This is a genomic window from Dyadobacter sediminis, assembly GCF_005860765.1.
Taxonomy (GTDB): Bacteria; Bacteroidota; Bacteroidia; order Cytophagales; family Spirosomataceae; genus Dyadobacter; species Dyadobacter sediminis.
This window is the reverse complement of record NZ_VCEI01000029.1, coordinates 359,043-385,379: the sequence shown is the minus strand read 5'-3', so window position 1 is coordinate 385,379 and position 26,337 is coordinate 359,043. Positions and strand designations below refer to the sequence as shown.

Here is a 26,337-nt window from a genome sequence, read left to right as displayed (position 1 = left end):
GTTGTTAAATAAAAAGGGATGAAGATCAGCAGCAATGTTCTGATTTCATCCCTTTTTACTTTTCATTATTTACATTAAGCATTTAAATCTGTTTTTCGTATGCTTCAATGGACGCCCGTACGCTTCCGTGTTCGTTCAAGAGTGCTTGCGCTTTTTCCGGTGACACGTTTATTTCATCGATAATCATTTTCAAGGCCCGGTTTACAAGTTTTTCGTTTGTCAGCTGCATATCGACCATTTTATTGCCTTTTACCTTCCCAAGGCGGATCATCACTGCTGTTGAAATCATATTCAGTACCAGTTTCTGGGCTGTTCCGGCTTTCATCCGCGTACTCCCAGTCAGAAATTCCGGGCCCACAACGACTTCCACCGGAAATTCCGATGCTTTTGCCACTGCTGAACCGTCATTGCATACAACGCACCCGGTGAGCAGGCCTGCTTTGCGGGCTTCATTCAATCCGCCGATTACATAGGGCGTTCTTCCTGAGGCTGCTATACCGATCAATGTATCATTTTCATCAGGCTGATAACTGGCAAGATCAATCCACGCCTGATTCCAGTCATCCTCTGCATTTTCTACCGCTTTTCGAATGGCCGTATCGCCGCCTGCTATAATTCCAACAACCAGATCAAAAGGAACACCAAAAGTAGGCGGGCATTCGGAAGCATCCACGACGCCGAGCCTTCCGCTGGTTCCTGCGCCGATATAAAACAGCCGGCCGCCTTTCTGCATACGCGGAACAATCTGCGAAACCAGTGCTTCGATCTGCGGAATGGCTTTCTGAACAGCATCCGGTACTGTCTGGTCTTCTTTATTGATAGAAGTCAAAATAGCATTGATATTCATTTTTTCCAGATCATTATAACTGGAAGGCGATTCTGTTGTCATCATTTGAATGGCGATTTTAATAAATCAAAATTAAATGTTTTCCTATTACTATTCTTTACCAAAGATAAGTTTGGTATTTATCATAGAATATTAGCAAATAATCATGTCAATGTTTGGAAAATAAAAAGATACCCTTCTAATTTGTATCAAATACTAACAGTTAGCGAAATTTCGCTGCAATTTAGTATTCCGCTATTAACTGCTAGTATAATTCTTATGAAACTGTTTGCAATTACGCTCTTATCCATTTTGGTCACGCCCAAGGCGTGAGTGAGACGACAGCATATATCTGACACCTCACTCACAGCACAGAGTGAGGTGTTTTTATTTATAACAAAAATTCACCAATGGCGACTGAACTGAACAAATTTTCAAAAACCCTTACTCAGGAAGTTACAAATCCTGCCGCACAGGCAATGCTTTACGGCATCGGACTGAAAGAAGAAGATCTTGCCAAGCCGCAAATCGGAATTGCCAGCACGGGCTACGAAGGAAATCCTTGCAACATGCACCTGAACGGACTTTCTGTTTATGTAAAGCAAGGTGTAACGGCCAATGACATGGTCGGTCTGATCTTCAACACAATCGGTGTTTCGGACGGAATGACAAACGGCAACGACGGGATGCGTTACTCATTGCCAAGCCGCGATATTATTGCCGATTCAATTGAAACTGTAGTTTCTGCCCAATGGTATGACGGTGTGATTGCCGTTGTAGGTTGTGATAAAAACATGCCCGGAGCCGTTATGGCCATGGCCAGGCTCGACAGACCTGCTATTATGGTGTATGGCGGAACCATCCGTTCAGGGCATTACAAAGGTCAGAAACTGGATATTGTTTCCGCATTTGAAGCATTGGGTAAAAAGTTTGCGAACAACATTTCAGACGAAGATTTTAAAGGCGTAATCCAGAACTCGATTCCGGGTCAAGGTGCCTGCGGCGGCATGTATACGGCCAATACAATGGCTGCATCCATAGAAGCGATGGGATTGAGTTTGCCTTTCAGCAGCTCTTATCCGGCCACGCATGAAGGCAAGCAGGAAGAATGCAAGAAAATAGGAACCGCAATGAAAAAATTGCTGGAACTGAACATAACGCCAAAGGATATCATCACCAAAAAGTCGCTTGAAAACGCTTTGACCTTGGTTATGGCATTGGGCGGTTCTACGAATGCGGCACTGCATTTCCTTGCAATTGCACGTTCGGCAGGTCTTTCGCTGACATTGGATGACATTCAGGAAATTTCCGACCGCACTCCGTTTATTGCGGATCTGAAGCCGAGCGGAAAATACTATATGGAAGATCTGCTTGGAATCGGCGGCGTTCCGGCTGTGATGAAATACCTGTATTCCAAAGGTCTGATTCACGGAGACTGTGTAACGGTAACAGGCAGAACACTGGCTGAAGACCTTGCGGAAGCACCTGATCTGAATTTCGAAACACAGAAGATTGTATTTCCACTTGAAGAGCCAATGAAATCAAGCGGACATATACAGGTTATGTACGGAAACCTGGCGCCTACGGGTGCAGTTGCCAAGATAACCGGCAAAGAAGGCATGACGTTCAGCGGCGAAGCCAAAATATGCGAGCACGAATCGGAAATTATTTCTGCTTTGGCAAATGGCGAAATCAAGCCCGGACACGTTGTTGTAATCCGCAATTCGGGCCCAAAAGGTGGCCCGGGCATGTCGGAAATGCTGAAACCGACTTCTGCCGTGATCGGTGCAGGTTTGGGAGACAAAATCGCATTGATCACAGACGGCCGTTTTTCAGGCGGAACGCACGGTTTTGTTGTAGGACATATTACACCGGAAGCTTTTGACGGCGGCCCGATTGCTTTGGTAAAAGACGGCGACAGAATCAGCATTGATGCAAATACCCGCCAGCTTACCTTGCATATCACGGACGAAGAAATGGCTTCACGCAAAGCAGCATGGGTGCAGCCTGCACCACGGTTTACAAAAGGAATGCTGGGAAGATATATCAGAACCGTAAAGTCGGCGAGTGAAGGCTGCGTTACAGACGAGGCATAGCAGCAGCTGACAATACAAAATCCAGAAAATTCATCGGACTAAATAAATAGACAGGTCATGGAATTCAATGAAAATCAAACACAAACAGTACTGGTCGCTGAGCCCAAGGTTTCGATTGACAAACCTGAACTTATCAACGGTTCGCATGCGCTGATCCGGTCGTTGATTGAGGAAGATGTGGAAACGATCTTCGGCTATCCCGGAGGAGCCATTATGCCGGTTTACGACGCCATTTATGATTATCAGGATCAAATCAATCATATTCTGGTCCGTCACGAACAGGGCGCTGCACATGCGGCGGAAGGCTTTGCCAGAATGACCGGTAAAGTAGGTGTTTGTCTTGTTACTTCCGGACCGGGCGCTACCAATATGGTAACGGGAATTGCAGATGCCATCATCGACTCCACGCCTATGGTATGCGTGATCGGACAGGTTGCGGCGCATTTGCTGGGAACCGATGCGTTTCAGGAAACGGATGTAATTGGTATAACCATCCCGATCACAAAATGGAACTACCAGATTACAAGGGCTGATGAAATCCCCGAGATCATGGCCAAGGCATTTTATATCGCGAAATCCGGCCGTCCGGGACCTGTTTTAATTGATATAACCAAAAATGCGCAGCAGGAGCTGATGTCGAAATCATATTCCTACAAAAAATGCGAAAGCCTGATCAGCTATCGCCCGCGCCTTGCTCCGAAGCAGCATCAGGTGGAAGCTGCCGCAAAACTGATCAATGCCGCAAAACGTCCGTTTCTGTTTGTCGGCCATGGCGTACAAATTGCCAATGCAGAACAGGAACTGCTGGCGTTTATCGAAAAGACGGATGTTCCGGCAGCGTCTACATTACTGGGTTTATCTTCTGTTTCTGTTGATCATCCGAACTATGTAGGCTGGCTGGGTATGCACGGAAACTACGGAACCAATGTGCTTACCAATCAATGCGACGTCATTATTGCCATTGGAATGCGCTTTGACGACCGTGTAACCGGGGATCTGAGCCGTTATGCAAAGCAGGCGAAAGTCGTTCACATCGAAATTGATCCTGCTGAAATTGACAAGATTGTAAAGGCCGATGCACCGGTTGTAGGCGATGCGAAAAAAGCACTTGAAATGCTGCTGCCGCTTCTGAACGAGAACAGGCATGAAGCATGGCGTGCCGAATTCAAGAAATTTGATGCCATAGAAAATGAAAAGATTACGCAGCCGGAACTTGCTCCTACAACGGAGAAGATAAAAATGGCTGAAGTAATCCGTATGCTTTCCAATAAGACAAAAGGCGAAGCGGTGATCGTTGCGGACGTTGGCCAGCATCAGATGATGACCGCACGTTATTATGAGTTTAAAAAACCGAATTCATTTATTACTTCGGGCGGTCTGGGAACAATGGGCTATGCGTTGCCGGCTGCATTTGGTGCCAAAGTAGGCGCGCCGGACCGGGAAGTGGTGGCGATGATCGGTGACGGCTGTTTCCAGATGACCATTCAGGAGCTCGGAACCATTGCGCAAAGCGGATTGCCGGTTAAAATCATCATTCTGAACAATAACTTTTTGGGAATGGTGAGACAATGGCAGCAGCTTTTCCATCAGAAACGCTATTCGTTTGTGGAACTTCAGAATCCTGATTTCATAACGATTGCAAAGGGTTTCGGAATCGACGGACATACGTGCGGTGCCAGAGAAAACCTGAATGATTCTTTGGACAAAATGCTTGCTTCCGACAAGCCTTACTTGCTGGAAGTACTTGTTGAGAAAGAAGAAAATGTGTTCCCGATGGTTCCGACAGGAGCTTGCGTGGCCGATATCAGATTAGAATGATTTAAATAGAAGTAGTCATGACAACTTACACGATTTGTGTCTTTACTGAAAACACGATTGGTATTCTGAATAAGATTACAACAATCCTGACACGCCGCCGCATTAACATTGAAAGCCTTACCGTTTCCGAAACCGAACGAAAGGGAATTTCACGCTTTACGATTGTGATCCGTCACGAATCCCGCGATGCAGTCGAAAAGCTGGTGCGCCAGATCCGGAAAGTAATAGAAGTGCTTGCCGTGTTCGGTTATCTCAACAACGATATTGTTTACAACGAAATCGCATTGTTCAAGATTTCTACGCCGATCGGTGCAAAACCGCTGGACATTGAAACCATCAACAAGGTTTATAAAGCATGGGTTGTGTACTGGCACCTTACTTACGTCATTATCCAGAAGACGGGAACAGAAGAAGAAATCTTTGAATTTTTTGATTATATCAAACCGCATGAAATCCTGGAATTTGTAAGATCGGGAAGGGTTGCGGTGAGCAAGTCGCCGCAAACGCTTGTGGATTATCTTCCGGAGGCGGAGTGGGAGTATTATCAGTAATCCTGTAATTATTTAGTAGTATTGTTTTTTAATTCGTAGTAAATCAAATTAATCCAATCCAATAATCAATGGCAAAATTAAATTTCGGCGGGGTCGAAGAAGAAGTAGTAACCCGTGAAGAATTTCCTCTTGAAAAAGCACGCGAAGTACTTTCTAATGAAACCATAGCTGTAATCGGTTACGGCGTACAAGGTCCGGGCCAGAGCCTGAACATGCGTGACAACGGATTCAACGTGATCGTTGGACAACGCAAAGGCGGCAAATCATGGGACAAAGCCGTTGCAGACGGATGGGTTCCTGGCGAAACGCTTTTTGAACTGGAAGAAGCACTGGCAAAAGGAACAATCATTTGCTACCTGCTTTCGGACGCCGCCCAGATTGAATTATGGCCAACCGTTAAAGCAAATTTAACTGCCGGAAAATCATTGTATTTCTCACACGGCTTTGGTGTAACGTATAAAGATCAGACCGGAATTGTTCCTCCTGCTGACGTAGACGTATATCTTGTAGCACCAAAAGGATCGGGAACTTCACTACGCCGCCTGTTTGTAGAAGGAAAAGGATTGAACTCTTCCTTTGCTGTTTTCCAGGATGCAACCGGAAAAGCGCGTGAAAAATGCATTGCAATGGGTATCGGTGTCGGTTCAGGATATTTGTTCGAAACGGATTTCTACCGTGAAGTAACGTCTGACCTTACCGGCGAGCGCGGAACGCTTATGGGTGCCATTCAGGGAATTTTCGCTGCACAGTATGAAGTACTTCGCTCCAACGGACACTCTCCATCCGAGGCATTCAACGAAACAGTGGAAGAGCTTACGCAGTCTTTGATGCCGCTTGTTGCTGAAAACGGAATGGACTGGATGTACGCCAACTGTTCAACAACAGCACAACGCGGAGCACTGGACTGGTGGAAACCTTTCCGTGATGCTACAAAACCTGTTTTCGAACAACTTTACAACTCTGTAAAAAGCGGCGAGCAGGCTAAAATCTCCATTACACGTAATTCGCAACCGGACTACCGCGTGAAGCTGGAAGAAGAACTGGCTGAACTGCGTGAATCGGAAATGTGGCAGGCTGGCTCAACCGTGCGCGGTTTACGTCCGGAACGCAGCTAATCGTTACATTTGCATATATCAGAAAATACCGGGCTTTACGAATTTCGTAAAGCTCTTTTCTTTCCTACTCATGAATACTTCACTTCAGACGCCGACTTTAGACAATATATTCCTTGCAGCCGAAAGGCTCCGCGGAGTTATCAATCATACGCCCATATTTTACAACGCCCATTTGTCGGAACAGTATCAGGCCAATATTTACCTGAAAAGAGAAGATCTTCAGACGGTTCGTTCCTATAAAATCAGAGGGGCATATAACAAAATGGCGAGCATGTCTGCGGAAGAACTAAAAGCCGGGGTCGTGTGTGCGAGTGCAGGAAACCATGCGCAGGGCGTTGCTTATGCATGCCGGAAAATGGAAGTAAAAGGCGCTATTTTCATGCCGACGACCACGCCGGCGCAGAAAGTAAAGCAAGTAAGGTTATTTGGAAAGGAATGGATTGAAATTCATCTGGTCGGTGATACGTACGACGATGCGTATTATGCTTCAAAAGAGTATCAGACACTTACAAACGCCATTTTTGTTCATCCTTTTGACGATCTGCAGGTCATTGAAGGACAAGGAACCGTTGGGCTGGAAATATTCAAGGATGCTGATTTCAAGATTGATTATCTGCTCATGGCCATTGGCGGCGGCGGACTTGCTTCCGGGATTTCCACCGTTTTCAAGCAACTTTCTCCCAAAACAAAATTGATCGGAGTAGAGCCCGAAGGTTCGCCGACGATGTATAATTCCATTGGTGAAGGACAGGTGGTTACATTGAAACAGATCGACAAATTTGTGGACGGTGCCGCAGTCGGAAGGGTAGGAGAAATAACCTTTGAAGTGTGTCGCGAAAGTCTGAATAAAATCCTGCTTGTACCGGAAGGCAAGGTATGTTCCTCTATTTTACAGCTTTATAACGAGGAAGCCATTGTGGCGGAGCCGGCCGGCGCACTGACCGTTGCAGCGCTTGATTTTATCAAAGAAGAAATCAAAGAAAAAAATGTGGTTGCATTGATCAGCGGAGGCAACAATGACATTACGCGTACGGAAGAAATCAAGGAACGTTCACTGCTTTACGAAGGACTGAAACATTATTTCATCATCCGATTTCCGCAGCGTTCGGGTGCATTTCGTGAATTTCTGAACGTATTGGGCCCAAATGACGACATTGCCCGTTTTGAATATGTGAAGAAAACAAACCGGGAACAAGGCCCTGCGTTAGTTGGCATTGAACTGAAAAACCGCGAAGATTTTGCTCCATTAATTGAAAGAATGGATGAAAACCGCATTGTTTACGAATACCTGAACGATCAGCCGGATTTGTTTCAGTTTATGGTGTAAAAAACAGTTGATATGTGTTATAATATAGTTGTATAAATGCGGGTTCATTCTTTATAGAAACCAAACCAGTTATATTTATAATTCCTTTGATTTGTATTCATATTCCAGTTTATGATTCAGAACAAGCAAGAAATTTTCCAGCTAATAAAAAATCAACAGTCAGCAATTCAGAGTCTGGGTGCGGAGCGATTAGGTTTGTTCGGATCATTTGCACGTGGAGAACAAAAGGAAACCAGTGATATTGACTTGGTTGTAGAATTTAAAGCTGGAATGAAAACGTATCGGAACTTACTGAGTTTAGCGGATTTGTTAGAAGAAATACTGCATAAGAAAGTTGATTTACTAACCTGGGAAGGAATGGCTTCGTTTGTACAGCGCGAAGCGAAAAAAGATATAGAATATGTCTCCTTCAACGATTGAATTTCTGGAACATATTCAGAAAAAACTGAATTTTCTTGTAATACATTCATCCAATGTTTCTTTCGAAAAGTTTATGGATGATGATTTAATCAGCCGAGCATATTTAAGAAGCATCGAAATCATTGGCGAAGCAGCTAAAAATTTCCGGACGAAATACGTTATAAGTATAATGAAGTTGACTGGCGCGGCTGACCGGACTCAGAGATGTTTTGATTCATCAGTATTTTCAGGTCGATTATGCCATTGTTTGGGATGTTATTCAAAACAATATTCCTCTTGCCAAAGAATGGATTGATTACATTATTGAAAAAGAAAAACAGTCCTAACAATTACCTTGCTTCGCATTCCGTCCGATATCAGTTCACAGGAATTTGAATCTCTTAAATTCAGAATATGACATGTTTTCAAAGAGCATGCCGTAACTATAAAATGAAAAGATTTACAATCTGCCAAATTCAAGTTTTATTATTCATCATACACTTTCATTATGCTATTTAATTTTACTCGCGTTACGTTTTTACTAACTGCAATTTTTTCATCTGTTTTCTTTGCTTTTACCATATCCAATGCAAATGGGCAGGGAAAATTACTGGAAGGTTATATAGTAACCACTCAAAATGATACGATTTTCGGATCAGTCAGAGATGAAGGCTGGACTTCAAGTCCGACCAAAATTTTGTTTAAAAAGAAAGATGATTCCATCGAAGAGCCATATTCGGCCAAGCAAATAGCTGCATTTTGTATTCCTCTTAATAAGGCAAATTACAGGAGCAAGAAAATCGGAATCCGTGATATTACGCTGGCGCAAATTTATAAGACGGCTCCGTCCATGGTTGCCAAAGATTCTGTTCATATCTTTTTGCAGAAAATTGTAGCCGGAGAAAAAGCATCTTTATATGAATATGTCGATCTTACAGAAGAGTCCCGCTTTTTTGTTGAGAAAGATAATCAGCTAACTGAACTTTACAATTATCCGTTTTATAAGGAAGTAAATAACAAGAAATATTTGCTGGTATATGATGATTATAAAAGGCAGCTGCAAAGTATCACTTACGATTCAGAAACTTTTAAAGTACCCGTTCCTGATTACCAGAAAAAGAGTATAAAAAAGTATATTGAACAGTATAATCAGTCATTGACAGGTGAAATAAAAGTCAATGTTTCAGCGGACGATAAAGTTGTATACGATCTGGATATAAATTTGGGAAGCGAAAACTGGAATTCGTCTCTTCTGAATATGAAGAATAAGTTTACGTATGGATTTGGCCTGAGAATAACGTTGCCGAGAAGGTTTCAAAACCGGTATTTCCGACTGAATTATTTTATGACGCCGGGACTTGTCATTCGATACGATAATACACATGCTGAAAAGTTTACATTAAACACGTTTGAGGCCGGCCTTGGCAGTTATATTGGTTCGGGAATAATAAGGCCTTATCTTGGATTCAATTATAGCGGTGTATTTAGAAATTATCGGCCAATGTTTCTGGGCGTACATGGAGGAATCAGTTACAAACGCCGCTTAAATCTGGAAGTTGGCCATTTGGCAAATTTTTATTCGGTTTTCGGAGAAACTGAATTTTTTAACAAGCCAAGGATTACGCTCCATTATTTGCTAAGTATAGACGATCTGTTCAAAAAATAACGATTAGCTCCATTATTTCAATTCATCGCCTTGCTTCGCGTCCCTTCCGATATCAGCTCACAGGAATTTGAATCCTTGAAAATTCAGGATATGACTTTTGTTGCATACCGCAATGAAGTATATCCTTCCAAGTATGACGTTTTTTTTGAAGAACATGCAGTCATTGTGGTGCTGGAAGGGGAAAAGCGCTTTACAAGCCCGACGCAGGAAGTTCATGTGGAAAAAGGCGATATTCTGTTTATCCAAAGGGGTTTTTACCTGATGTCGGAATCCATCAATGAATCTTATAAAAGTCTTGTATTTTTCTTTGATGAGAAACTGCTGAAAGAATTCGTCAGCCTGCATCCCGAGCTTTTTAATCCGGATGAAGCGGTTACAATCTTTGAAAATCCGATTCTGCTGCTTAAATCAGACGATAATTTTGAAAAATTCATCCAATCCGTATTTCCGTATTTTCGGTCCAGAACGGAGCTGAAAAACCATTTTCTGCGGCTGAAATTTCAGGAACTGCTTCTGCATTTGCTGGAACTCGACAAGTCCAAACAACTGCGTGCCATTCTGTATAGTCTGTATAAAGGCGAAAAAGTGGACTTGTCGTTTCTGATGAACAGTTATTACCTTAAGCCGCTTACATTGAATGAACTGGCAAGGCTTTCCGGGCGAAGTCTGTCCGCTTTTAAAAGGGATTTTCAGGATGAATTCAATACTTCTCCGGCTTTATGGCTTAAAAACAAACGCCTTGATTATGCCGATTTTTTACTGCGGAACAGTACCAGAAACGTTTCGGAGATCAGTACGGAAATCGGTTATGAAAGTGTTTCGCATTTTATTAAAACCTACAAAGACAAATTCGGGATTACGCCCAAAAAACATACCGAACTGAAACAATAAAGATTTCCGTTCAAAGTATACGCCCAAACCAGAATCGCTATTTTTTGAGCCTTTAACGTTATCCTTGTTCCTTTTAATTTTCTCTACTTTGTATTGTCATTTCTTCTTGAAGGAAATTGCATTTTACACAGTCATTTCTTTGAAGCCAGTATTGCAGAGGCGAAATTTTTAATTTATAAAAAATGAGTAATCAAGCGAGTACCCTTTTTGACAAAGTGTGGGATGCACACGTTGTCCGTAAAATTGCAGACGGTCCGGATGTGTTTTTTATAGACCGTCATTTTATCCATGAAGTAACAAGTCCGGTGGCTTTCCTCGGACTCGAAAGCAGGAATATCGGTGTCATGTACCCGGAACGTACATTTGCCACTGCCGATCATAATACACCGACACTTAACCAGCATCTTCCTGTTCAGGACCCGCTTTCTGCCAATCAGCTGAAAGCACTGGAAACAAACTCGGCCAAATACGGCATTTCACACTGGGGCCTTGGCCATGCAAGAAACGGGATTGTACACGTTGTAGGTCCGGAAAACGGAATTACATTACCGGGAATGACGATCGTCTGCGGTGATTCGCATACTTCCACGCACGGTGCATTCGGTGCCATTGCATTCGGAATTGGAACCTCGGAAGTTGAAATGGTGCTTTCATCGCAATGCATCATGCAGCCAAAGCCAAAGAAAATGCGTGTGAACGTAAACGGTACGTTAGGCAAAGGCGTTACGCCGAAAGACGTTACTTTATACATTATTTCCAAACTGACTACTGCGGGCGCAACGGGTTATTTCGTAGAATATGCCGGCGACGTATTCCGTAACATGAGCATGGAAGGCCGTATGACCGTTTGCAACATGAGTATTGAAATGGGCGCACGCGGCGGTATGATCGCTCCGGACGAAACGACATTTGCCTATATCAATGGCCGTGAGCAGGCTCCGAAAGGCGAGAAGTGGGACAAAGCGCTTGCTTACTGGAAAACACTGAAAACCGACGAAGATGCTGTTTTTGACAAGGAATATACTTTTGACGCTGCGGACATAGAGCCGATGATCACGTACGGAACCAATCCGGGAATGGGCCAGGGTATATCCAGAGCGATTCCTACTTCGGATCAGGTGGAAGGCGGAAAGGCTACGTATGACAAGTCGCTGAACTACATGGGCTTTCACGAAAATGAATCCATGCTGGGCAAGAAAATCGATTACGTTTTCATTGGCAGCTGTACAAACGGCCGTATCGAAGATTTCCGTGCATTTGCATCCATTGTAAAAGGCCGCAAAAAAGCGGACAATGTAACGGCATGGGTTGTTCCGGGCTCGCATATTGTAGAAGCACAAATCAAGGAAGAAGGGATTCTGGACATACTTACCGATGCAGGATTTGAACTGCGCCAACCGGGATGTTCCGCTTGTCTTGCCATGAATGATGATAAAATTCCGGCCGGAAAATATGCGGTAAGCACGTCGAACCGCAATTTTGAAGGACGTCAGGGGCCGGGTGCCCGTACGTTGCTGGCAAGTCCGCTCGTTGCCGCTGCCGCAGCCGTGACAGGAGTAGTTACAGATCCCCGCGAGCTTCTTTAGTTTGGATTTCCGGTTCTTTTGAAACTTAGTTAAAAATATAAACGCTGGACATAAAGCTATTTGCCAATAGCTGACAGCTCATAACCATGGCTTACGATAAATTCACAATATTAAAAAGTACCGCAGTTCCGTTGCCTATAGAAAACGTTGATACGGACCAGATTATACCGGCCCGTTTTCTGAAAGCTACAAAGCGCGAAGGTTTTGGCGATAACCTTTTCAGGGACTGGCGCTACAATGGAGACGATACGCCCAAGCAGGATTTTGTTCTGAACAATCCGATTTATTCCGGGAAAATCCTTGTGGGCGGTCACAATTTCGGAAGCGGATCAAGCCGGGAACATGCTGCCTGGGCTATCTATGATTACGGTTTCCGTTGCGTTGTTTCCAGCTTTTTTGCTGATATTTTTAAAGGTAACTCACTTAATATCGGTATTTTGCCGGTACAGGTCAGTGCTGCTTTTCTGGACAAAATATTTCTTGCCATTGAAGCTGATCCCAATGCAGAACTGGAAGTAAACCTTCCTGACCAGAAAATCATAATTCTTTCTACAGGAGAAAGCGAATCATTTGACATCAATGGCTACAAAAAGCACAATCTGATGAATGGCTTTGATGATATTGATTATCTTCAGGCAATGAAAAATGAAATAAGGGAGTTTGAAACCGAAAGAATTTACTAAAACGGCATCGGCAGTTGGCTGCGGGCAATCGGCGTCTTTACCGTTAGTGCCGGAAGCGAACGGCCGCTCAGCCGAAAGCTCCTATGAACAGCCGCTATATTGAAATAATGGATACGACGCTCCGCGATGGTGAACAAACCAGCGGAGTGTCTTTTTCTGCTTCAGAAAAACTGACCATTGCACAAATCCTGCTTCAGGAAGTAAAAGTGGACCGTATTGAAATTGCTTCTGCCCGTGTTTCGGAAGGAGAATTTCAGGCGGTGAAGAAAATTACGGATTGGGCAAAGAGCAACGGTTTTCTGGATAAAATTGAAGTTCTGACATTTGTGGACGGTGATGCTTCTATTAACTGGATGCTGCAGGCAGGTGCCAAAGTAATGAATCTTTTAACCAAAGGTTCACTGAATCATCTGAAGTATCAGTTAAAGAAAACACCGCAGCAGCATTTTGAAGACATCCGCAATGTCATTGAACTGGCCGAAGCCAACGGAATTGCATGCAATGTATATCTGGAAGACTGGAGCAACGGCATGCGGAATTCGCCGGAGTATGTTTTTGCTTCGCTGGACTTTCTGACAACGCAGCCGGTTAAAAGAATTCTGCTTCCGGATACGCTGGGCATTCTTACGCCTTCAGAATCCTATGCCTTTGTTAAGGCCATTGTGGACCGCTACCCGAATCATCATTTTGAATTTCATGCGCATAACGATTACGATCTGAGTGTTGCCAATGTCATGGAAGCTTTGAAAGCAGGCGCGCACGGGCTGCATCTTACCGTAAACGGAATGGGTGAAAGAACCGGAAATGCGCCGCTTGCGAGTACAATTGCCGTTATGAATGACCTGATGCCGGAGTACAAAACTTCGGTTAACGAGCGCTCGCTTTATTCGATCAGCAAGTTGATTGAGACATTTTCAGGCATACGCATTCCTTCCAACAAGCCGATTGTAGGAGAAAGTGTTTTTACACAAACCGCCGGCATTCACGCGGATGGCGATAAAAAGAACAATCTCTATTTCAGTAAGTTGATGCCTGAACGCTTTGGGCGTCAGCGTTTGTATGCGCTGGGCAAAACTTCGGGTAAAGCCAATATTGAAAATAATCTCAGAGATCTTGGCATAACGCTTTCCGATTCGGATCTTCGGAAAGTTACACAGCGGATTATCGAGCTTGGAGACAGAAAGGAAGCCGTAACGCCGGAAGATCTTCCGTACATTATTTCGGATATTCTTGCGAGCAATGCCATTGAGGAAAAAGTAGTTATTGTAAATTATGTCCTTACGCATTCCAAAAACCTGAAACCGTCTGCTACTTTGCAGATAAAATTCGGCGATGAGGTTTACGAGGAAAATGCACAGGGCGACGGCCAGTATGACGCATTTATGAACGCACTTAAAAAAATATACTGTAAAAAAGGAATCAGCCTTCCGATGCTGACCGACTATGCGGTAAGGATTCCGCCGGGTGGAAAAACGGATGCACTCTGCGAAACGATTATTACCTGGGAAATTAACGGAAAAGATGTAAAAACACGGGGTTTGGATTCGGACCAGACGGTTTCTGCGATTATGGCTACCCAGAAAATGCTGAACCTGATCGGTATTCCGAATGCTCCGCAGCTGGTTTCCGAGATTCCGCTGATCAATGCTTTATAGCTAAAACCACAACTTTTTAAGGCTGCATACAAATAAATCTGATTATCAATTTAACACTTTAATGAAGAAGAATATATTAATCGTTCCGGGCGACGGAATCGGACAGGAAGTTACCGAAGTAGGAAAGAATGTACTGGTAAAAATTGCCGAAAAATTCGGTCATGAATTTGTTTATGATGAAGCATTGATGGGCCATGTTGCCATTGAAGCAACAGGCAACCCGCTTCCGGATGAAACGCTTTCCAAAATGCGTGCGTCGGATGCCATTCTTTTCGGGGCTGTCGGACATCCCAAATACGACAACGATCCAACTGCAAAAGTACGTCCTGAACAAGGTTTGCTGAAAATGCGCAAGGAACTTGGGCTGTATGCCAATTTGCGTCCGATCAAATTATTTGATGAACTGCTTGGTGCTTCTTCCATCAAACCTGAAATCCTGAAAGGTTCCGATATTCTTTTCTTTAGAGAATTGACCGGCGATATTTATTTTGGTGAAAAAGGGCGTAAAAACGATAACAATACTGCTTTTGATCTTGCAGAATACAGCCGTTACGAAGTTGAACGCATCGGGCGCAAGGCATTTGAGGCGGCACGCACGCGTGGTAAAAAACTGTGTTCGGTTGATAAAGCCAATGTTTTGGAAACGAGTCGTTTGTGGCGTGAAGTAATTCAGGCGCTTGCTCCTGAATACCCGGATATTGAAGTAGAGCACCAGTTTGTGGATTCTGCTGCCATGATGCTGATCAAAGATCCGCGTCGTTTTGACGTGGTGGTTACAGCTAATTTGTTCGGAGACATTCTGACGGACGAAGCCAGCCAGATTGCGGGTTCCATGGGTATGCTTGCGTCGGCTTCGGTTGGTGACAGTACCGGTGTTTATGAGCCTATTCACGGTTCTGCGCATGATATTACCGGAAAAGGCATTGCCAATCCACTGGCTTCGGTTTTGTCTGCGGCATTGCTTCTGGATATTTCATTTGGTCTGAAAGAAGAATCGGAAACGATAATTGCAGCCGTTGACAAGTTGCTGAAAGACGGTTTCAGAACCCGGGATATTGCAGATGCGACGACAGCACCCGAAATGATCCTGAATACGCAGGCGGCCGGAACTGAGCTTTTAAAAAGAATCTGATTAACGACAAGTTTTGCCAAATTATATTTGCAAGAAGCAAAACTTATGTTTTCTTTGCAGAACAAACATACAGTTAGCGAAATTTCGCAACTTTCCAATGAACGCACGCGATACAAATCTTGATCTTACTATTCTTATATTTCCGTGATAGCGGGAAAGGTTAAGTTTTGACTCGTTTTAAAACCCTTTCTCTCATCAGGAAAGGGTTTTATATTGTTTGAAATTTATTAAATTCGTATCCATTAAAATTATTACCCACCAATGAGTAATCGAGTTCAGATCTTCGACACAACTTTGCGAGACGGCGAGCAGGTTCCAGGCAGCCAATTAACAACAGAAGAAAAGATTGTTGTAGCCAGGCAACTCGAAAAACTCGGTGTAGATATTATTGAAGCAGGCTTTCCGGTATCAAGTCCGGGTGACTTTCGTTCTGTTGTCGAGATTTCCAAAGCAGTGCGTGAACCCGTTATCTGTGCATTGTCCCGGGCTGTACAAGGTGATATTGATGCTGCGGCAGAAGCGTTGCAATATGCCCGCAGAGGAAGAATTCATACCGGAATCGGTTCATCCGATATTCACATCCAGCATAAGTTCAACACAACGCGCGAAAAAATTATTGAAAGAGCAATTTCTGCTACCAAATACGCCAAGAGCAAAGTAGAAGACATTGAATTTTACTGTGAAGATGCAGGACGTGCGGATCTGGTTTTTCTGGCACAGCTTGTAGAAGCAGTAATCGGAGCCGGTGCGACGGTCGTAAATATCCCGGATACCACCGGCTACTGCCTGCCGGATGAATACGGTGCAAAAATCCGGTACATATTTGAAAATGTTTCCAATATTCATAAAGCAGTTATTTCCATTCATTGCCATAATGACCTCGGACTTGCAACTGCCAATTCCATTGCAGGAATTATGCAGGGAGCACGGCAAGTGGAAGTTACCATTAACGGAATCGGTGAACGCGCCGGAAATACTTCTCTGGAAGAAGTAGTGATGGCTTTGAACGTTCATAAGGAACTTGGTTTGGAAACGGGAGTGAACTCGCAGTTTATTTATCCTACAAGCCAGCTGGTTTCCAAAATGATGCGCATGCCGGTACAAGCCAACAAAGCGATTGTCGGGCGTAATGCATTCGCGCATTCTTCGGGTATTCATCAGGACGGTTTCCTTAAGCATACTTTGAATTACGAGATCATGAATCCGCAGGATGTTGGTGTGGACAAATCCGATATTGTGCTGACGGCAAGAAGCGGCCGCCATGCTTTGAAACACCGTCTGGAACTGCTTGGGTTTAATTTTGACAAGCCAGCGCTGGATGAACTTTACACCCGGTTCCTGGAAGTTGCCGATCTGAAAAAGGAAGTGAACGATGCGGATCTTGTTGATCTTGCACGTACAGCCATTCCTGTGGAATAATTAGAATATCCTTAAAATTACATAACCCATTGAATCTGAATTTGATGTTTTGAAGATTTATTTGTAACATTACACATTCAATAACATCCATCAGATTGCAAAAAGCCCTCGGTGATTCTGACTAAGGGCTTTTTTCTTGTGCCTTACCCAAGGTTTTTTACTGCTTTGATGAACGCGCCGGGCGGTTTCGGGTGTTCATGATCAAAATGAATTTCATTACAATTTTTCAGAAATGGCAGAAGAATTATTGATTCCCGTAAATGCGGATCGCAAAGCCGTTTACAATGCGCTGTTTCCTCAGATTAAAGCTTTAATAGCAGATGAAAGTGATCTGATAGCGAATTTGTCCAACATTACCGCTGCGCTAAAAGAAGCGTTCGGTTTTTTCTGGGTCGGATTTTATCTGGTTAAAGAAGGCCAGCTTGTGCTCGGACCGTTTCAGGGCCCGATTGCCTGTACGCGCATTCCATTCCATAAAGGAGTTTGCGGAGCAAGTTACACGCGCAAGGAAACGATTGTTGTTCCGGATGTAGAAGCGTTTCCCGGCCATATTGCCTGCAGTTCTGCTTCAAAATCAGAAATTGTACTTCCGGTTTTTCACCGGAACGGAACCGTAGCCATGGTGCTGGACGTGGATAGTGACGAACTTGATGACTTTTCAGCAGCCGATTCCGAAGGATTGGAGCAGATTATAAAACTGATTGAGAGAAAGCTTTAATATTTCTAAAAGAGCATAAAAAACCCTCATTACCGGAAGGCAATGAGGGTTTTTTATGCAAATTATACTTTTAATTCAGCGAAAACATGGGAAGTCTTAATGCAACAACATTGTTAAACATAAGTTTGGAAATTTTTGGGTCCATGTAATCAATCAGTGGAAACTCCGAAACAAGCGACATCACTTCAAACTCACTCTCTGCTTTTACCACGCACCAAAGTCTTGAATAATCATCTGAAAGGGCATACGACATCAATCTGCCTTGCTCCATCAATTCATTGATCTTTTTTCTCTGAGCAGGTATTTTCGCTGTAAAATCTTCCGACATCACTGCGGGAAGCTGAATTTCAACCATATAGTGGCTCATGGGCGATAGAAGTTAGGTGTATGTAAATACCTGGAATTTTATCTCAGCTTATATTAAAAGGATAAGAAGTTATGATTAGTTCCTGCGGGTAATGTACTAAAGAACAAACGATTCTTCATCAAAGAAATTTTTACAGGCTTCCAACTCTTTTAATCTTTTGAGTGTCACTCCTAGTACGGTTTGAGAACCAAAAATGTTCAGCCGGATAACAAAGATGCAGTATTCAACTATCTTTGGATAGCGGTGCTGATATAATTTAAAACCGAACGAAGCACCCCCAAACTTCGGATGAATTTTAACGAAAAGGATTTGGTAAATGGCTGTAAACAGCGAAACCGAGCCGCCCAAAAACAACTTTATGATGTTTTTGGTGGCAAGTTGTTTGCTATTTGCCTGCGTTATACCAAAAACCGCGCTGACGCAGAAGATGTTCTGCAGGATGCGTTTATTAAAATTTATGAAAATATTGATTCTTTCAGGAACGACAGTCCGCTTGAATACTGGCTCCGGTCCGTTGTCGTCAATACGGCTCTGAACCACTTAAGGCAACAAAAGTACCTGAAAGATCTGGATGATATTGACATGCATCACAATGGCATTGCCGACAGGGAAATTACTCTCGGCAATTTTCAGATGCAGCAGTTACTGGAACTGATCCGGGAATTGCCTACGGGTTGTCAGACGATTTTCAACCTGTATGCCATTGAAGGTTATCAGCATAATGAAATTGCACAAAAACTGGGGATATCCGAAGGAACCTCAAAATCGCAGTATGCACGCGCAAGAAGCCTGCTGCAGCAAAAATTGAACAAAGAAAAAAGATTTGATGATGGATCCGTCCGAAATAAACAACTTTGAAGATCAGTGGCGAAAGGCTTTTCAGGAAGCCTCTGAAACACCTCCTCAATCCGTTTGGGAGGGAATAGAAGCGCATCTTGATAAGGATGATAAAAACACCATTGTTCCGCTTTGGTGGCAGTCTCCAAAATTGTGGTATGCTGCTGCATCCATTGCTGCTATCCTGCTGGTAGGAGCGGGAATCTGGTTTTTGAAATCCGGAGAAATTCACAATAAAGCAAATGTAGAAATTGCTGCTGACCGAGTACCGGAATCCAATGGTGACTCCTCTAAAAATTTGCCTGATCAAACCGGAAAGTCTGAAGTTCAGGACAATGCGCTGGCAGTAGGTCCAAACAAAAAGACTGATTCCTTGGTCAAGCCGGACAGCAAAACAAATACCAATACCGAACGCGCAGCTTTCAGGAATTCCTCACAGCATTTCCTTGCAAAAAGCACGTCCCGGAATAAAAAATCCACAGCTGCTGCTGATGAATCCCAAAAAATTATAAACCCTTCTTCTATCTCTGATTCCGAAAGATCATTGTTGGCAACAACAGATGTCAATGATTCTATTTCGGAAATCACAGGCCAGCAAACGCTTGTGTCCTCACAAGCGCTTGCTGCATTGCCTTACAGCGATCTGGAGGTTCATTTTCAGAAACGTTATGTTTTCTTCCGTCCTGAGTCAAATACCGAAGAAGCTGTCAAACCGGTTAAAAACAAGGAATACTGGGCAGGACTTGGTTTGATGCCGGCTTCCTTTAACCCGGATCTGAAAATCAAGGAAGCGCCGCTTGCATTTACAAGTAATTCCGTTTCAAACAGAAAATCGGTTTCAGGTTCCAGTCAGCCCGGTGCTTCTTACGCCATCCAGACGCAGGGCGGAATGCGGCTTTCAAAACACTGGTCTGTGGAGCTTGGCGTCAGTTATCTGCAGGGTAACTCCAGCTATGAAGGCGGAGGTTATGTGCTCAGTGCTAAAAATTACAGAAGTGCCAATGTTCTTGAAAATGCCTTTGCCGATCTTTCATCCAATCCGAATACGCCCAACAACAGTTATGATTTTTTAAACGGCGGATCAACTTATATCGATGTATCCAAAACGGTCAGCAACAATTATCAGTATCTGCAGCTGCCTGTTCAGGCCGGATTTACAATTAACCCGGATAAAAAGCTCAGTTACTCTGTCCTGGGCGGTATGATGGCTAATTTTTTCCTGAGCAACGATCTGGAATCTGCATCCGGTGAAATCATCACGACAACGGCCAGCGATGACATTTACCGCCATGTAAACTGGTCTGCAACAACAGGCCTGCGGTTTAATTACCGGCTATCATCAAAATGGAAAGCCAATCTTACAGGTTCTTATCAAAAAGCAGTTTCTTCCGGATTCCGTTCTAATCAAAATCTGGATTTACATCCGGTTCTGTATGGTGTGTCGTGGGGAGTTCGTTATTCTTTTTAAAAATTTAAAGAACATTCCAACCATTCACGATTCTTTTGAATCTAGCATTTACAGACCTTCAGAACAGCAGGCTTTGTCCGTCGCATTTAATCGTCTTCTGAAATCTGTTAGCCATGAATAAAATATCTTGAACAAAGGGTAAAAGTTGTAAAAATACACTTGCCTGCATTACTCATAATTATCTTGTTTAAACAACAACGGGAAATTAAAGTTATCTAAAATAAAAATGCCGGTAGTCCTGGCATTTTCGGGGTGCGTTATCGTCCGAAGGCATTGCTTTCGGACGATTTTGTTTTGGTTTCCAACCATTTAGCAATCCGTGGTGTCCAATAAAAACTTACCTGAACCATATTTTACAAATCTTTTAAACTCGAAAGTTATGAAAGCCGGATTTTTACATTTGCTTCTTCTAATTGTGGCATTTGTTTCTTGGTCATGCAACGATCAGTGTACAGAAACGAGAATATCACGCCGCCTCACACCCATTTCCAGGCCACTCGCTGAAATCCGAAGTTCAGTAAGAGCAGAAGCTGCTCATTCTCTTAAAAAGCCTGGAAAGATGTATGTCAAAGGCAATTATCTTTTCATCAATGAAATCAAAGAAGGCATTCACATTATAGATAACAGCAATCCCGCGGCCCCGAATTTCATATCGTTCATTAATATACCGGGAAACGGCGATATAGCTGTTAAAGGCAATATTCTGTATGCCGACAGTTTTTCTGATCTTATAGCCTTGGACATAAGCGATGTAAATGCACCCAAAGAAGTAGGAAGAGTAAATAACGTTTTCCAGACAGGACAGTTTGACGGCGTTTGGTGGACGATGACTGCACCGAATGCCGGCATTCAGGACAATGCGATTACTGATTATAAAGTAGAGTACGTTACTGAAACGATTTCAACAAATTGTGAGGAAAATATCATGTATCCTATTTTTAATAGCGCCACAGCTATGTCATTTTCCGATATGGCTTCTTTCGGGGGCAAATCTGCTTCTTCCAGTTCCAACAGCGGCGGTACAAGCGGCAAAGCCGGATCAATGGCCCGTTTTGCACTGCATGATAATTTTTTATATACCGTAAGTCAATCCAGCCTTCATTTGTTCAATATCAGCAAGCCCAGCACGCCTTCTAATTTCTCGACGATCAATCTGGGCTGGAATATTGAGACTATTTTCCCATACAAAAACAGGCTTTTCATCGGTTCGTCCACAGGAATGTTCATTTACGACAACAGCAATCCTTCGGCTCCGCAGCAATTATCGGTATTTCAGCACGGCAATGCATGCGATCCGGTTGTTGTGCATGACGACATTGCATACGTTACGCTCCGCACCGGAACGGCATGCGCGGGAACCCAAAATCAGATGGACCTTGTGGATGTAAGTGACGCGTCATCGCCGCAGCTGATCAGAAGTTACCAAATGCAAAACCCGCATGGTCTCAGCATTGATTTTCCTACCTTGTACTTGTGCGAAGGCGAATTCGGATTGAAAATTTTTAATGCGGAGGATAAAATGGATATTGAAAGCAAGTTGCTTGCGCACTTCAAAGACATGGATGCATACGATGTAATTTCATTGGGTAAAACGGTCCTTGTAATTGGCAAGGACGGGTTTTATCAGTATGATGCCAGTGATGTTAAAAATCTTCGTTTGCTCAGCAAAATCCCTGTTTCCAAATGAAATCACTTTCATATCTACTGATCTGTTTTCTGCTTTCAGGTTCTTTGCTTGCGCAGGAAAATACGTTTAAACGAAAGTATGTCAATCATACCGAATTCGGCGGTTTGTTTGGCCGTGTCAAATCTTCTTATGGCTACCAGCAAAACGCGGTTGAAAGCAAGGCAAGTATTACTGCCCAGATTTACAATGGTTTGCAGCTAAACAGAAGGATGTCCGCCGGAGTAACAGCCGGAATGGATTGGTATAAAACTGCTTTGGTTAACCCGTTTGCTGCCGGAATACGCTATGATTTGTTTGAGGGCAGATCCGCCCGGTTGTTCGGGACGCTGGATGCAGGTTATGGATTTACTTGGTTTCATCAGGATACGGACGGATATAATACAAAAGGAGGCTGGATGCTGAATCCGGGAATTGGTGTAAAATACGGTAAGCCGGGCGGCAATGCATTCACGATTGTCTTCAGTTATAAAAGACAGGAACTCCATGTTGACAAACCTCTCTGGTATGATCAGCAAGTCCGCTTTGAAGAACGCATTTATAATCGTCTTGCTTTAAGATTGGGAATGTATCTTTAAATTGATGAGAATGCTTTTTTCCAGTGATAAATAATAGAATATTTGATTCATTTAAACCCTGAGCAACTGCTGCTCAGGGATTTTCTTTGCATTAACCTGAAATTTACTGCACAACTTTTACTATGCCTTTAATACATACTGATTAGAACAATCGCTTTACAGAATCAAGATGAACATTCAAAAAAGACCAGGTATGCTCATTCGCATTTGTAGGATGAAGAGCACTAATTTTAAAACTTGCAGTCGATTTTTGAGCTGTAAATTGAATGGTTCTTTTAACCCATTGCTCTTCCTTACCTATTAAGTTGTCTTCAAAAGTTTGACTGTCTATACTGCCAAATGCTGTTTGAGTATAAACACGACCCTTTGCATAATATGGGTCTATTGAGGAAGGTAAAGCGGAAGGCATGTATGTTGAAACATAATAAGTCACTTCATATTTTTTGCCAGGTATAAGGTTCTTTAATTGAGTGGTCGCATGAGCCCATTTTGCAAGGCCTGTGCTTGTCTTGAGCGTTAGAAAATGATCAACATTTGGAACTGGCTTGGGAATATTTGTATGGTAATAACCCTTCAACCAGTCAATAGTTGTCGAATTGTATCCAGTAGCTGCGCCCAATGAATAGTAAGTTGATATGCCAAAACCTTGCTGCATCTGCCATCCATCTGGGAATACATTTTCTCCTGTCTTCCCAATATTGGTTGGATAGAAATAATCAACTTGAATTGGCGTCAGTGTACCACTCTCGTAACCGGGAGCTGTTTCGCGCAAATTGGAATTGTTGTTATGCCTATTCGGCTGAGGAGTCTGTAAATCATCTTTTGAGCAGCTGCTCATCATGAGTAATGCAGAGAAACATGCTGCACTGATTGTAAGCGGAAATCCTTTACTTAGATTCATAATGAAATTGGAAAAAATGTTAGAATGAAACAATACGTTTTATCAGCCTCAAAGAACTTATAACCTGTATTGATTTTAGATATATTATTACCAACAGGCAGGAATGGCTGTGCAAACGATATTTTCCAAGCATTTAATCCCGTACATGATCCTTTTATATGCATTTATTATAGAATTTCGATCAGTAAAAACAGGAAATTGACTTTTCATTTTTAATACAAAGATTTTCAATACTTCTAGCAATGTGCGAATGCAGTCAATATGAGCGGCTTATTACATTCCGTGCGGCAATAATGGTGTTTTTGAAAATCAATGTATTAAAATTGCATTATCTTAGTTGTTATACTATCTATTTCAAAGCTCCGATGAAGCATATTTTAAAGACATTCATTTTAACGTTTCTTACTTTTCAGCTTTCTGCCCAGATTCCTGATACTTTTCAATGGCTTCCGGATGGAAGCGGGTACCGGGATGTGGCTGAAGATGAAATCATAGAAGTAGCGTTGCCTTCCAATCAGCCAAAAACCATTGTTACAAAAGCGCAGCTTACGCTGGCAGGAACCAATACGGCGCTTTCCATAAGAAGTTATACAATGAGCAAGGCCGGTGACAAAGTGCTGATTTATACCAATACAAAGAGAGTGTGGCGCTACGATACGCGTGGCGATTACTGGCTTTTTGATATGGCTTCCAAGTCGCTCAAACAGCTTGGAAAAGGTCTTCCCGCTTCTTCGCTGATGTTTGCAAAGTTTTCACCCGACGGTAAAAAGGCGGCTTATGTAAGCAATCACAATGTATATGCGGAGGATCTTCAAAGCGGTCAGATTAAGCAGCTTACAACGGACGGAACCGACCGCATTATCAATGGCACGTTCGACTGGGCTTATGAAGAAGAATTTGACTGCCGCGACGGTTTCCGTTGGAGTGACGACAGCAAAGCCGTTGCATACTGGCAGCTTGATGCGCGTAAAATCCGCAATTTTCTGATGATCAATACAACGGATTCGATTTATTCCTTCAATGTGCCGGTTGAATATCCGAAAGTAGGCGAAACGCCTTCGCCTTACAAAATCGGCGTTGTTGACATTGCCACTGCACAAACCAAATGGATGAATATTCCCGGCGATCCGCAAAATACGTACGTGCCCCGAATGGAATGGTCCGGACAGCCGAATGAACTGGTGATTCAGCAGTTGAACCGCAAGCAAAACGAGAGCACGCTTTTATACATCAATACTGCAGACGGCAGTTCCAGACCATTTTATTCTGAGAAAGATGAAGCTTTTATTGATATTAAAAGCCGCTGGGAAGATGATCCCGTTGGCTGGGACTGGATCAACAATGGGAAAGAATTTTTGTGGGTGAGTGAAAAAGATGGCTGGCGGCATACTTACCGGGTTAGCCGGGACGGTAAAAAAGAAACCTTGATCACGGTCGGAAACTATGATATGATCCATCCGGTGCGTATTGATGAAAAGAACAATGCATATTATTTCATTGCTTCGCCGGACAATGCAACGCAAAGTTATTTGTATAAAACTTCGCTCGACGGAAAAGGAAAAACCGTTCGTCTTTCTCCGGCAGATCAGGCCGGATCGCATAATTATGAAATCTCGCCTTTGGGTAAATTTGGGAGACATAGTTTTTCCAATGCCCGTCTTACCCCAATGACCGAATGGATTTCACTTCCTGATCACAAATCCATTGACCCGGCCAATTCCATTAGTCAGACTATGATGCGGATCCGACCGGCAGCTCTGGATATTGAGTTTTTTAAAATAAAAACAGAAGAGGGTGTCGAAGTGGATGCATGGATGGTAAAACCTTCCAACTTTGATCCGGCAAAAAAATATCCGATCGTTTTCACCGTGTACGGAGAACCGGCAGGAAGCACTGTAAAAGATGTTTACGGAACTGGCCGCAACCGTTTATATGCCGGAAGCATGGCAGAAGATGGCTACATATATGCTTCCATGGACAACCGGGGAACGCCTTCGCCAAAAGGCCGCGCATGGCGGAAAGCAATTTACAGGAACATCGGAATCGTCAATATTAAAGATATGGATGGCGCTGCAACGGCCATGTTTAAAAAATATCCATTCATTGATACAAGCCGCGTAGCCGTTCACGGATGGAGCGGCGGCGGTTCTTCCACGCTGAATTTACTTTTTCAGTATCCGCAGCATTTTAAAACGGGAATTGCAGTGGCAGCAGTAGGAAACCAGCTGACGTACGACAATATTTATCAGGAACGTTACATGGGAATTCCACAGGAAAACCGGGAAGATTTTGTAAAAGGCTCGCCCATTACGCATGCAAAGAACCTGATAGGAAATCTGCTTTACATACATGGAACCGGCGATGACAACGTACATTACCAGAATGCCGAAATGCTTGTTAATGAACTGATAAAGAATAATAAAGTATTTCAGTTCATGCCTTATCCAAACCGTTCACACGGTATTTACGAAGGCGAAGGCACTTCCCTGCATTTAAGGACTTTGTTTACGGATTATCTGAAGAAAAATTGTCCTCCGGGAGCAAGGTAACAGCAGTAAATTCCAGAAGTGTCAATCAAATAAAAAGCCGGCTTGTCCGGCTTTTTATTTGATTGATAAGA

Annotated in this window: 23 protein-coding genes; 20 read left to right on the top strand and 3 right to left on the bottom strand. The window is 43.3% G+C overall.

The features are described from left to right. Nucleotides 1-82 precede the first annotated feature (82 nt). Entirely contained in the window at nt 83-892 is an 810-nt protein-coding gene (gene murQ, locus FEM55_RS21080) for an N-acetylmuramic acid 6-phosphate etherase (RefSeq protein ID WP_308420233.1), read from the bottom strand. A 344-nt stretch (nt 893-1,236) separates the two neighbouring features. Here murQ and ilvD point away from each other — a divergent pair, with 344 nt between their 5' ends. From ilvD to msrC, 15 genes are all read left to right on the top strand, one after another. Continuing rightward, entirely contained in the window at nt 1,237-2,922 is a 1,686-nt protein-coding gene (gene ilvD, locus FEM55_RS21075) for a dihydroxy-acid dehydratase (RefSeq protein WP_138283365.1), read from the top strand. 57 nt (nt 2,923-2,979) lie between these two features. Next, nucleotides 2,980-4,740: a biosynthetic-type acetolactate synthase large subunit gene (gene ilvB / locus FEM55_RS21070; protein WP_138283364.1), complete on the top strand. Its 1,761-nt coding sequence runs from the start codon at nt 2,980-2,982 to the stop codon at nt 4,738-4,740. A 17-nt stretch (nt 4,741-4,757) separates the two neighbouring features. Then, entirely contained in the window at nt 4,758-5,291 is a 534-nt protein-coding gene (ilvN, locus tag FEM55_RS21065; protein ID WP_138283363.1) for an acetolactate synthase small subunit, read from the top strand. Nucleotides 5,292-5,359: 68 nt separating this feature from the next. Next, nucleotides 5,360-6,406, top strand: a complete 1,047-nt coding sequence (ilvC, locus tag FEM55_RS21060; protein WP_138283362.1) for a ketol-acid reductoisomerase — start codon at nt 5,360-5,362, stop codon at nt 6,404-6,406. 70 nt (nt 6,407-6,476) lie between these two features. Continuing rightward, nucleotides 6,477-7,733: a threonine ammonia-lyase gene (ilvA, locus tag FEM55_RS21055; protein ID WP_138283361.1), complete on the top strand. Its 1,257-nt coding sequence runs from the start codon at nt 6,477-6,479 to the stop codon at nt 7,731-7,733. Nucleotides 7,734-7,844: 111 nt separating this feature from the next. After that, on the top strand, nt 7,845-8,153 hold the full coding sequence (locus FEM55_RS21050; protein WP_138283360.1) for a nucleotidyltransferase family protein: 309 nt from the start codon (nt 7,845-7,847) through the stop codon (nt 8,151-8,153). Between the two features lie 179 nt (nt 8,154-8,332). Then, a complete protein-coding gene (locus FEM55_RS25420; RefSeq protein ID WP_374756487.1) occupies nt 8,333-8,479 on the top strand; it encodes a HepT-like ribonuclease domain-containing protein in 147 nt (48 codons plus the stop codon). A gap of 161 nt (nt 8,480-8,640) precedes the next feature. Beyond that, nucleotides 8,641-9,798, top strand: a complete 1,158-nt coding sequence (locus FEM55_RS21040; RefSeq protein WP_138283359.1) for a hypothetical protein — start codon at nt 8,641-8,643, stop codon at nt 9,796-9,798. A gap of 30 nt (nt 9,799-9,828) precedes the next feature. Beyond that, complete coding sequence (locus tag FEM55_RS21035; RefSeq protein WP_138283358.1) at nt 9,829-10,689, top strand: AraC family transcriptional regulator; 861 nt, start codon at nt 9,829-9,831, stop codon at nt 10,687-10,689. A 182-nt stretch (nt 10,690-10,871) separates the two neighbouring features. Beyond that, entirely contained in the window at nt 10,872-12,275 is a 1,404-nt protein-coding gene (leuC, locus tag FEM55_RS21030) for a 3-isopropylmalate dehydratase large subunit (RefSeq protein ID WP_138283357.1), read from the top strand. An 86-nt stretch (nt 12,276-12,361) separates the two neighbouring features. After that, nucleotides 12,362-12,958, top strand: a complete 597-nt coding sequence (gene leuD, locus FEM55_RS21025) for a 3-isopropylmalate dehydratase small subunit (protein WP_138283356.1) — start codon at nt 12,362-12,364, stop codon at nt 12,956-12,958. 83 nt (nt 12,959-13,041) lie between these two features. Next, the gene (locus tag FEM55_RS21020) at nt 13,042-14,613 is read left to right on the top strand and encodes a hydroxymethylglutaryl-CoA lyase-like TIM-barrel protein (protein ID WP_138283355.1); all 1,572 of its coding nucleotides are present in this window, start codon (nt 13,042-13,044) and stop codon (nt 14,611-14,613) included. Between the two features lie 61 nt (nt 14,614-14,674). After that, a complete protein-coding gene (gene leuB / locus FEM55_RS21015) occupies nt 14,675-15,745 on the top strand; it encodes a 3-isopropylmalate dehydrogenase (protein WP_138283354.1) in 1,071 nt (356 codons plus the stop codon). Nucleotides 15,746-16,006: 261 nt separating this feature from the next. Then, a complete protein-coding gene (locus FEM55_RS21010) occupies nt 16,007-17,164 on the top strand; it encodes a 2-isopropylmalate synthase (RefSeq protein ID WP_138283353.1) in 1,158 nt (385 codons plus the stop codon). A 232-nt stretch (nt 17,165-17,396) separates the two neighbouring features. After that, the gene (msrC, locus tag FEM55_RS21005) at nt 17,397-17,882 is read left to right on the top strand and encodes a free L-methionine (R)-S-oxide reductase MsrC (RefSeq protein ID WP_138283352.1); all 486 of its coding nucleotides are present in this window, start codon (nt 17,397-17,399) and stop codon (nt 17,880-17,882) included. A gap of 70 nt (nt 17,883-17,952) precedes the next feature. On the opposite strand, the gene FEM55_RS21000 is transcribed toward msrC, so the two are convergent. Further along, the gene (locus tag FEM55_RS21000) at nt 17,953-18,249 is read right to left on the bottom strand and encodes a muconolactone Delta-isomerase family protein (protein ID WP_138283351.1); all 297 of its coding nucleotides are present in this window, start codon (nt 18,247-18,249) and stop codon (nt 17,953-17,955) included. 288 nt (nt 18,250-18,537) lie between these two features. Here FEM55_RS21000 and FEM55_RS20995 point away from each other — a divergent pair, with 288 nt between their 5' ends. The 4 genes from FEM55_RS20995 to FEM55_RS20980 all read left to right on the top strand — a co-directional run bounded on the left by FEM55_RS20995 (nt 18,538) and on the right by FEM55_RS20980 (nt 22,816). After that, on the top strand, nt 18,538-19,107 hold the full coding sequence (locus FEM55_RS20995) for an RNA polymerase sigma factor (protein WP_138283350.1): 570 nt from the start codon (nt 18,538-18,540) through the stop codon (nt 19,105-19,107). After that, the gene (locus FEM55_RS20990) at nt 19,076-20,554 is read left to right on the top strand and encodes an outer membrane beta-barrel protein (protein ID WP_229209363.1); all 1,479 of its coding nucleotides are present in this window, start codon (nt 19,076-19,078) and stop codon (nt 20,552-20,554) included. Before FEM55_RS20995 ends, FEM55_RS20990 begins: the two co-directional genes overlap by 32 nt. A gap of 415 nt (nt 20,555-20,969) precedes the next feature. Then, entirely contained in the window at nt 20,970-22,241 is a 1,272-nt protein-coding gene (locus tag FEM55_RS20985; protein ID WP_308420234.1) for an LVIVD repeat-containing protein, read from the top strand. After that, a complete protein-coding gene (locus FEM55_RS20980) occupies nt 22,238-22,816 on the top strand; it encodes a hypothetical protein (protein ID WP_138283348.1) in 579 nt (192 codons plus the stop codon). The genes FEM55_RS20985 and FEM55_RS20980 overlap by 4 nt, the downstream gene beginning before the upstream one ends. A gap of 142 nt (nt 22,817-22,958) precedes the next feature. Here the strand turns inward: FEM55_RS20980 and FEM55_RS20975 are convergent, their stop codons facing one another. After that, the gene (locus tag FEM55_RS20975; RefSeq protein WP_138283347.1) at nt 22,959-23,717 is read right to left on the bottom strand and encodes a hypothetical protein; all 759 of its coding nucleotides are present in this window, start codon (nt 23,715-23,717) and stop codon (nt 22,959-22,961) included. Between the two features lie 365 nt (nt 23,718-24,082). Here FEM55_RS20975 and FEM55_RS20970 point away from each other — a divergent pair, with 365 nt between their 5' ends. Continuing rightward, nucleotides 24,083-26,266 carry a S9 family peptidase gene (locus FEM55_RS20970; RefSeq protein WP_138283346.1) on the top strand — a complete coding sequence of 728 codons (2,184 nt, stop codon included), beginning with the start codon at nt 24,083-24,085 and terminating at the stop codon, nt 26,264-26,266. Nucleotides 26,267-26,337 lie beyond the last annotated feature (71 nt).

Bases quoted from the DNA above. Each gene is read 5' to 3' on its own strand.
- FEM55_RS20980 (WP_138283348.1), top strand. From the start codon at position 22,238: ATGAAATCACTTTCATATCTACTGATCTGTTTTCTGCTTTCAGGTTCT.
- ilvN (WP_138283363.1), top strand. From the start codon at position 4,758: ATGACAACTTACACGATTTGTGTCTTTACTGAAAACACGATTGGTATT.
- FEM55_RS20970 (WP_138283346.1), top strand. From the start codon at position 24,083: ATGAAGCATATTTTAAAGACATTCATTTTAACGTTTCTTACTTTTCAG.
- FEM55_RS21020 (WP_138283355.1), top strand. From the start codon at position 13,042: ATGAACAGCCGCTATATTGAAATAATGGATACGACGCTCCGCGATGGT.
- FEM55_RS21040 (WP_138283359.1), top strand. From the start codon at position 8,641: ATGCTATTTAATTTTACTCGCGTTACGTTTTTACTAACTGCAATTTTT.
- leuB (WP_138283354.1), top strand. From the start codon at position 14,675: ATGAAGAAGAATATATTAATCGTTCCGGGCGACGGAATCGGACAGGAA.
- FEM55_RS21000 (WP_138283351.1), bottom strand. From the start codon at position 18,249: ATGAGCCACTATATGGTTGAAATTCAGCTTCCCGCAGTGATGTCGGAA.
- leuD (WP_138283356.1), top strand. From the start codon at position 12,362: ATGGCTTACGATAAATTCACAATATTAAAAAGTACCGCAGTTCCGTTG.
- FEM55_RS21010 (WP_138283353.1), top strand. From the start codon at position 16,007: ATGAGTAATCGAGTTCAGATCTTCGACACAACTTTGCGAGACGGCGAG.
- ilvD (WP_138283365.1), top strand. From the start codon at position 1,237: ATGGCGACTGAACTGAACAAATTTTCAAAAACCCTTACTCAGGAAGTT.
- ilvB (WP_138283364.1), top strand. From the start codon at position 2,980: ATGGAATTCAATGAAAATCAAACACAAACAGTACTGGTCGCTGAGCCC.
- FEM55_RS20990 (WP_229209363.1), top strand. From the start codon at position 19,076: ATGATGGATCCGTCCGAAATAAACAACTTTGAAGATCAGTGGCGAAAG.
- FEM55_RS20995 (WP_138283350.1), top strand. From the start codon at position 18,538: ATGAATTTTAACGAAAAGGATTTGGTAAATGGCTGTAAACAGCGAAAC.
- murQ (WP_308420233.1), bottom strand. From the start codon at position 892: ATGATGACAACAGAATCGCCTTCCAGTTATAATGATCTGGAAAAAATG.
- leuC (WP_138283357.1), top strand. From the start codon at position 10,872: ATGAGTAATCAAGCGAGTACCCTTTTTGACAAAGTGTGGGATGCACAC.
- FEM55_RS21050 (WP_138283360.1), top strand. From the start codon at position 7,845: ATGATTCAGAACAAGCAAGAAATTTTCCAGCTAATAAAAAATCAACAG.
- FEM55_RS20975 (WP_138283347.1), bottom strand. From the start codon at position 23,717: ATGAATCTAAGTAAAGGATTTCCGCTTACAATCAGTGCAGCATGTTTC.
- ilvA (WP_138283361.1), top strand. From the start codon at position 6,477: ATGAATACTTCACTTCAGACGCCGACTTTAGACAATATATTCCTTGCA.
- msrC (WP_138283352.1), top strand. From the start codon at position 17,397: ATGGCAGAAGAATTATTGATTCCCGTAAATGCGGATCGCAAAGCCGTT.
- ilvC (WP_138283362.1), top strand. From the start codon at position 5,360: ATGGCAAAATTAAATTTCGGCGGGGTCGAAGAAGAAGTAGTAACCCGT.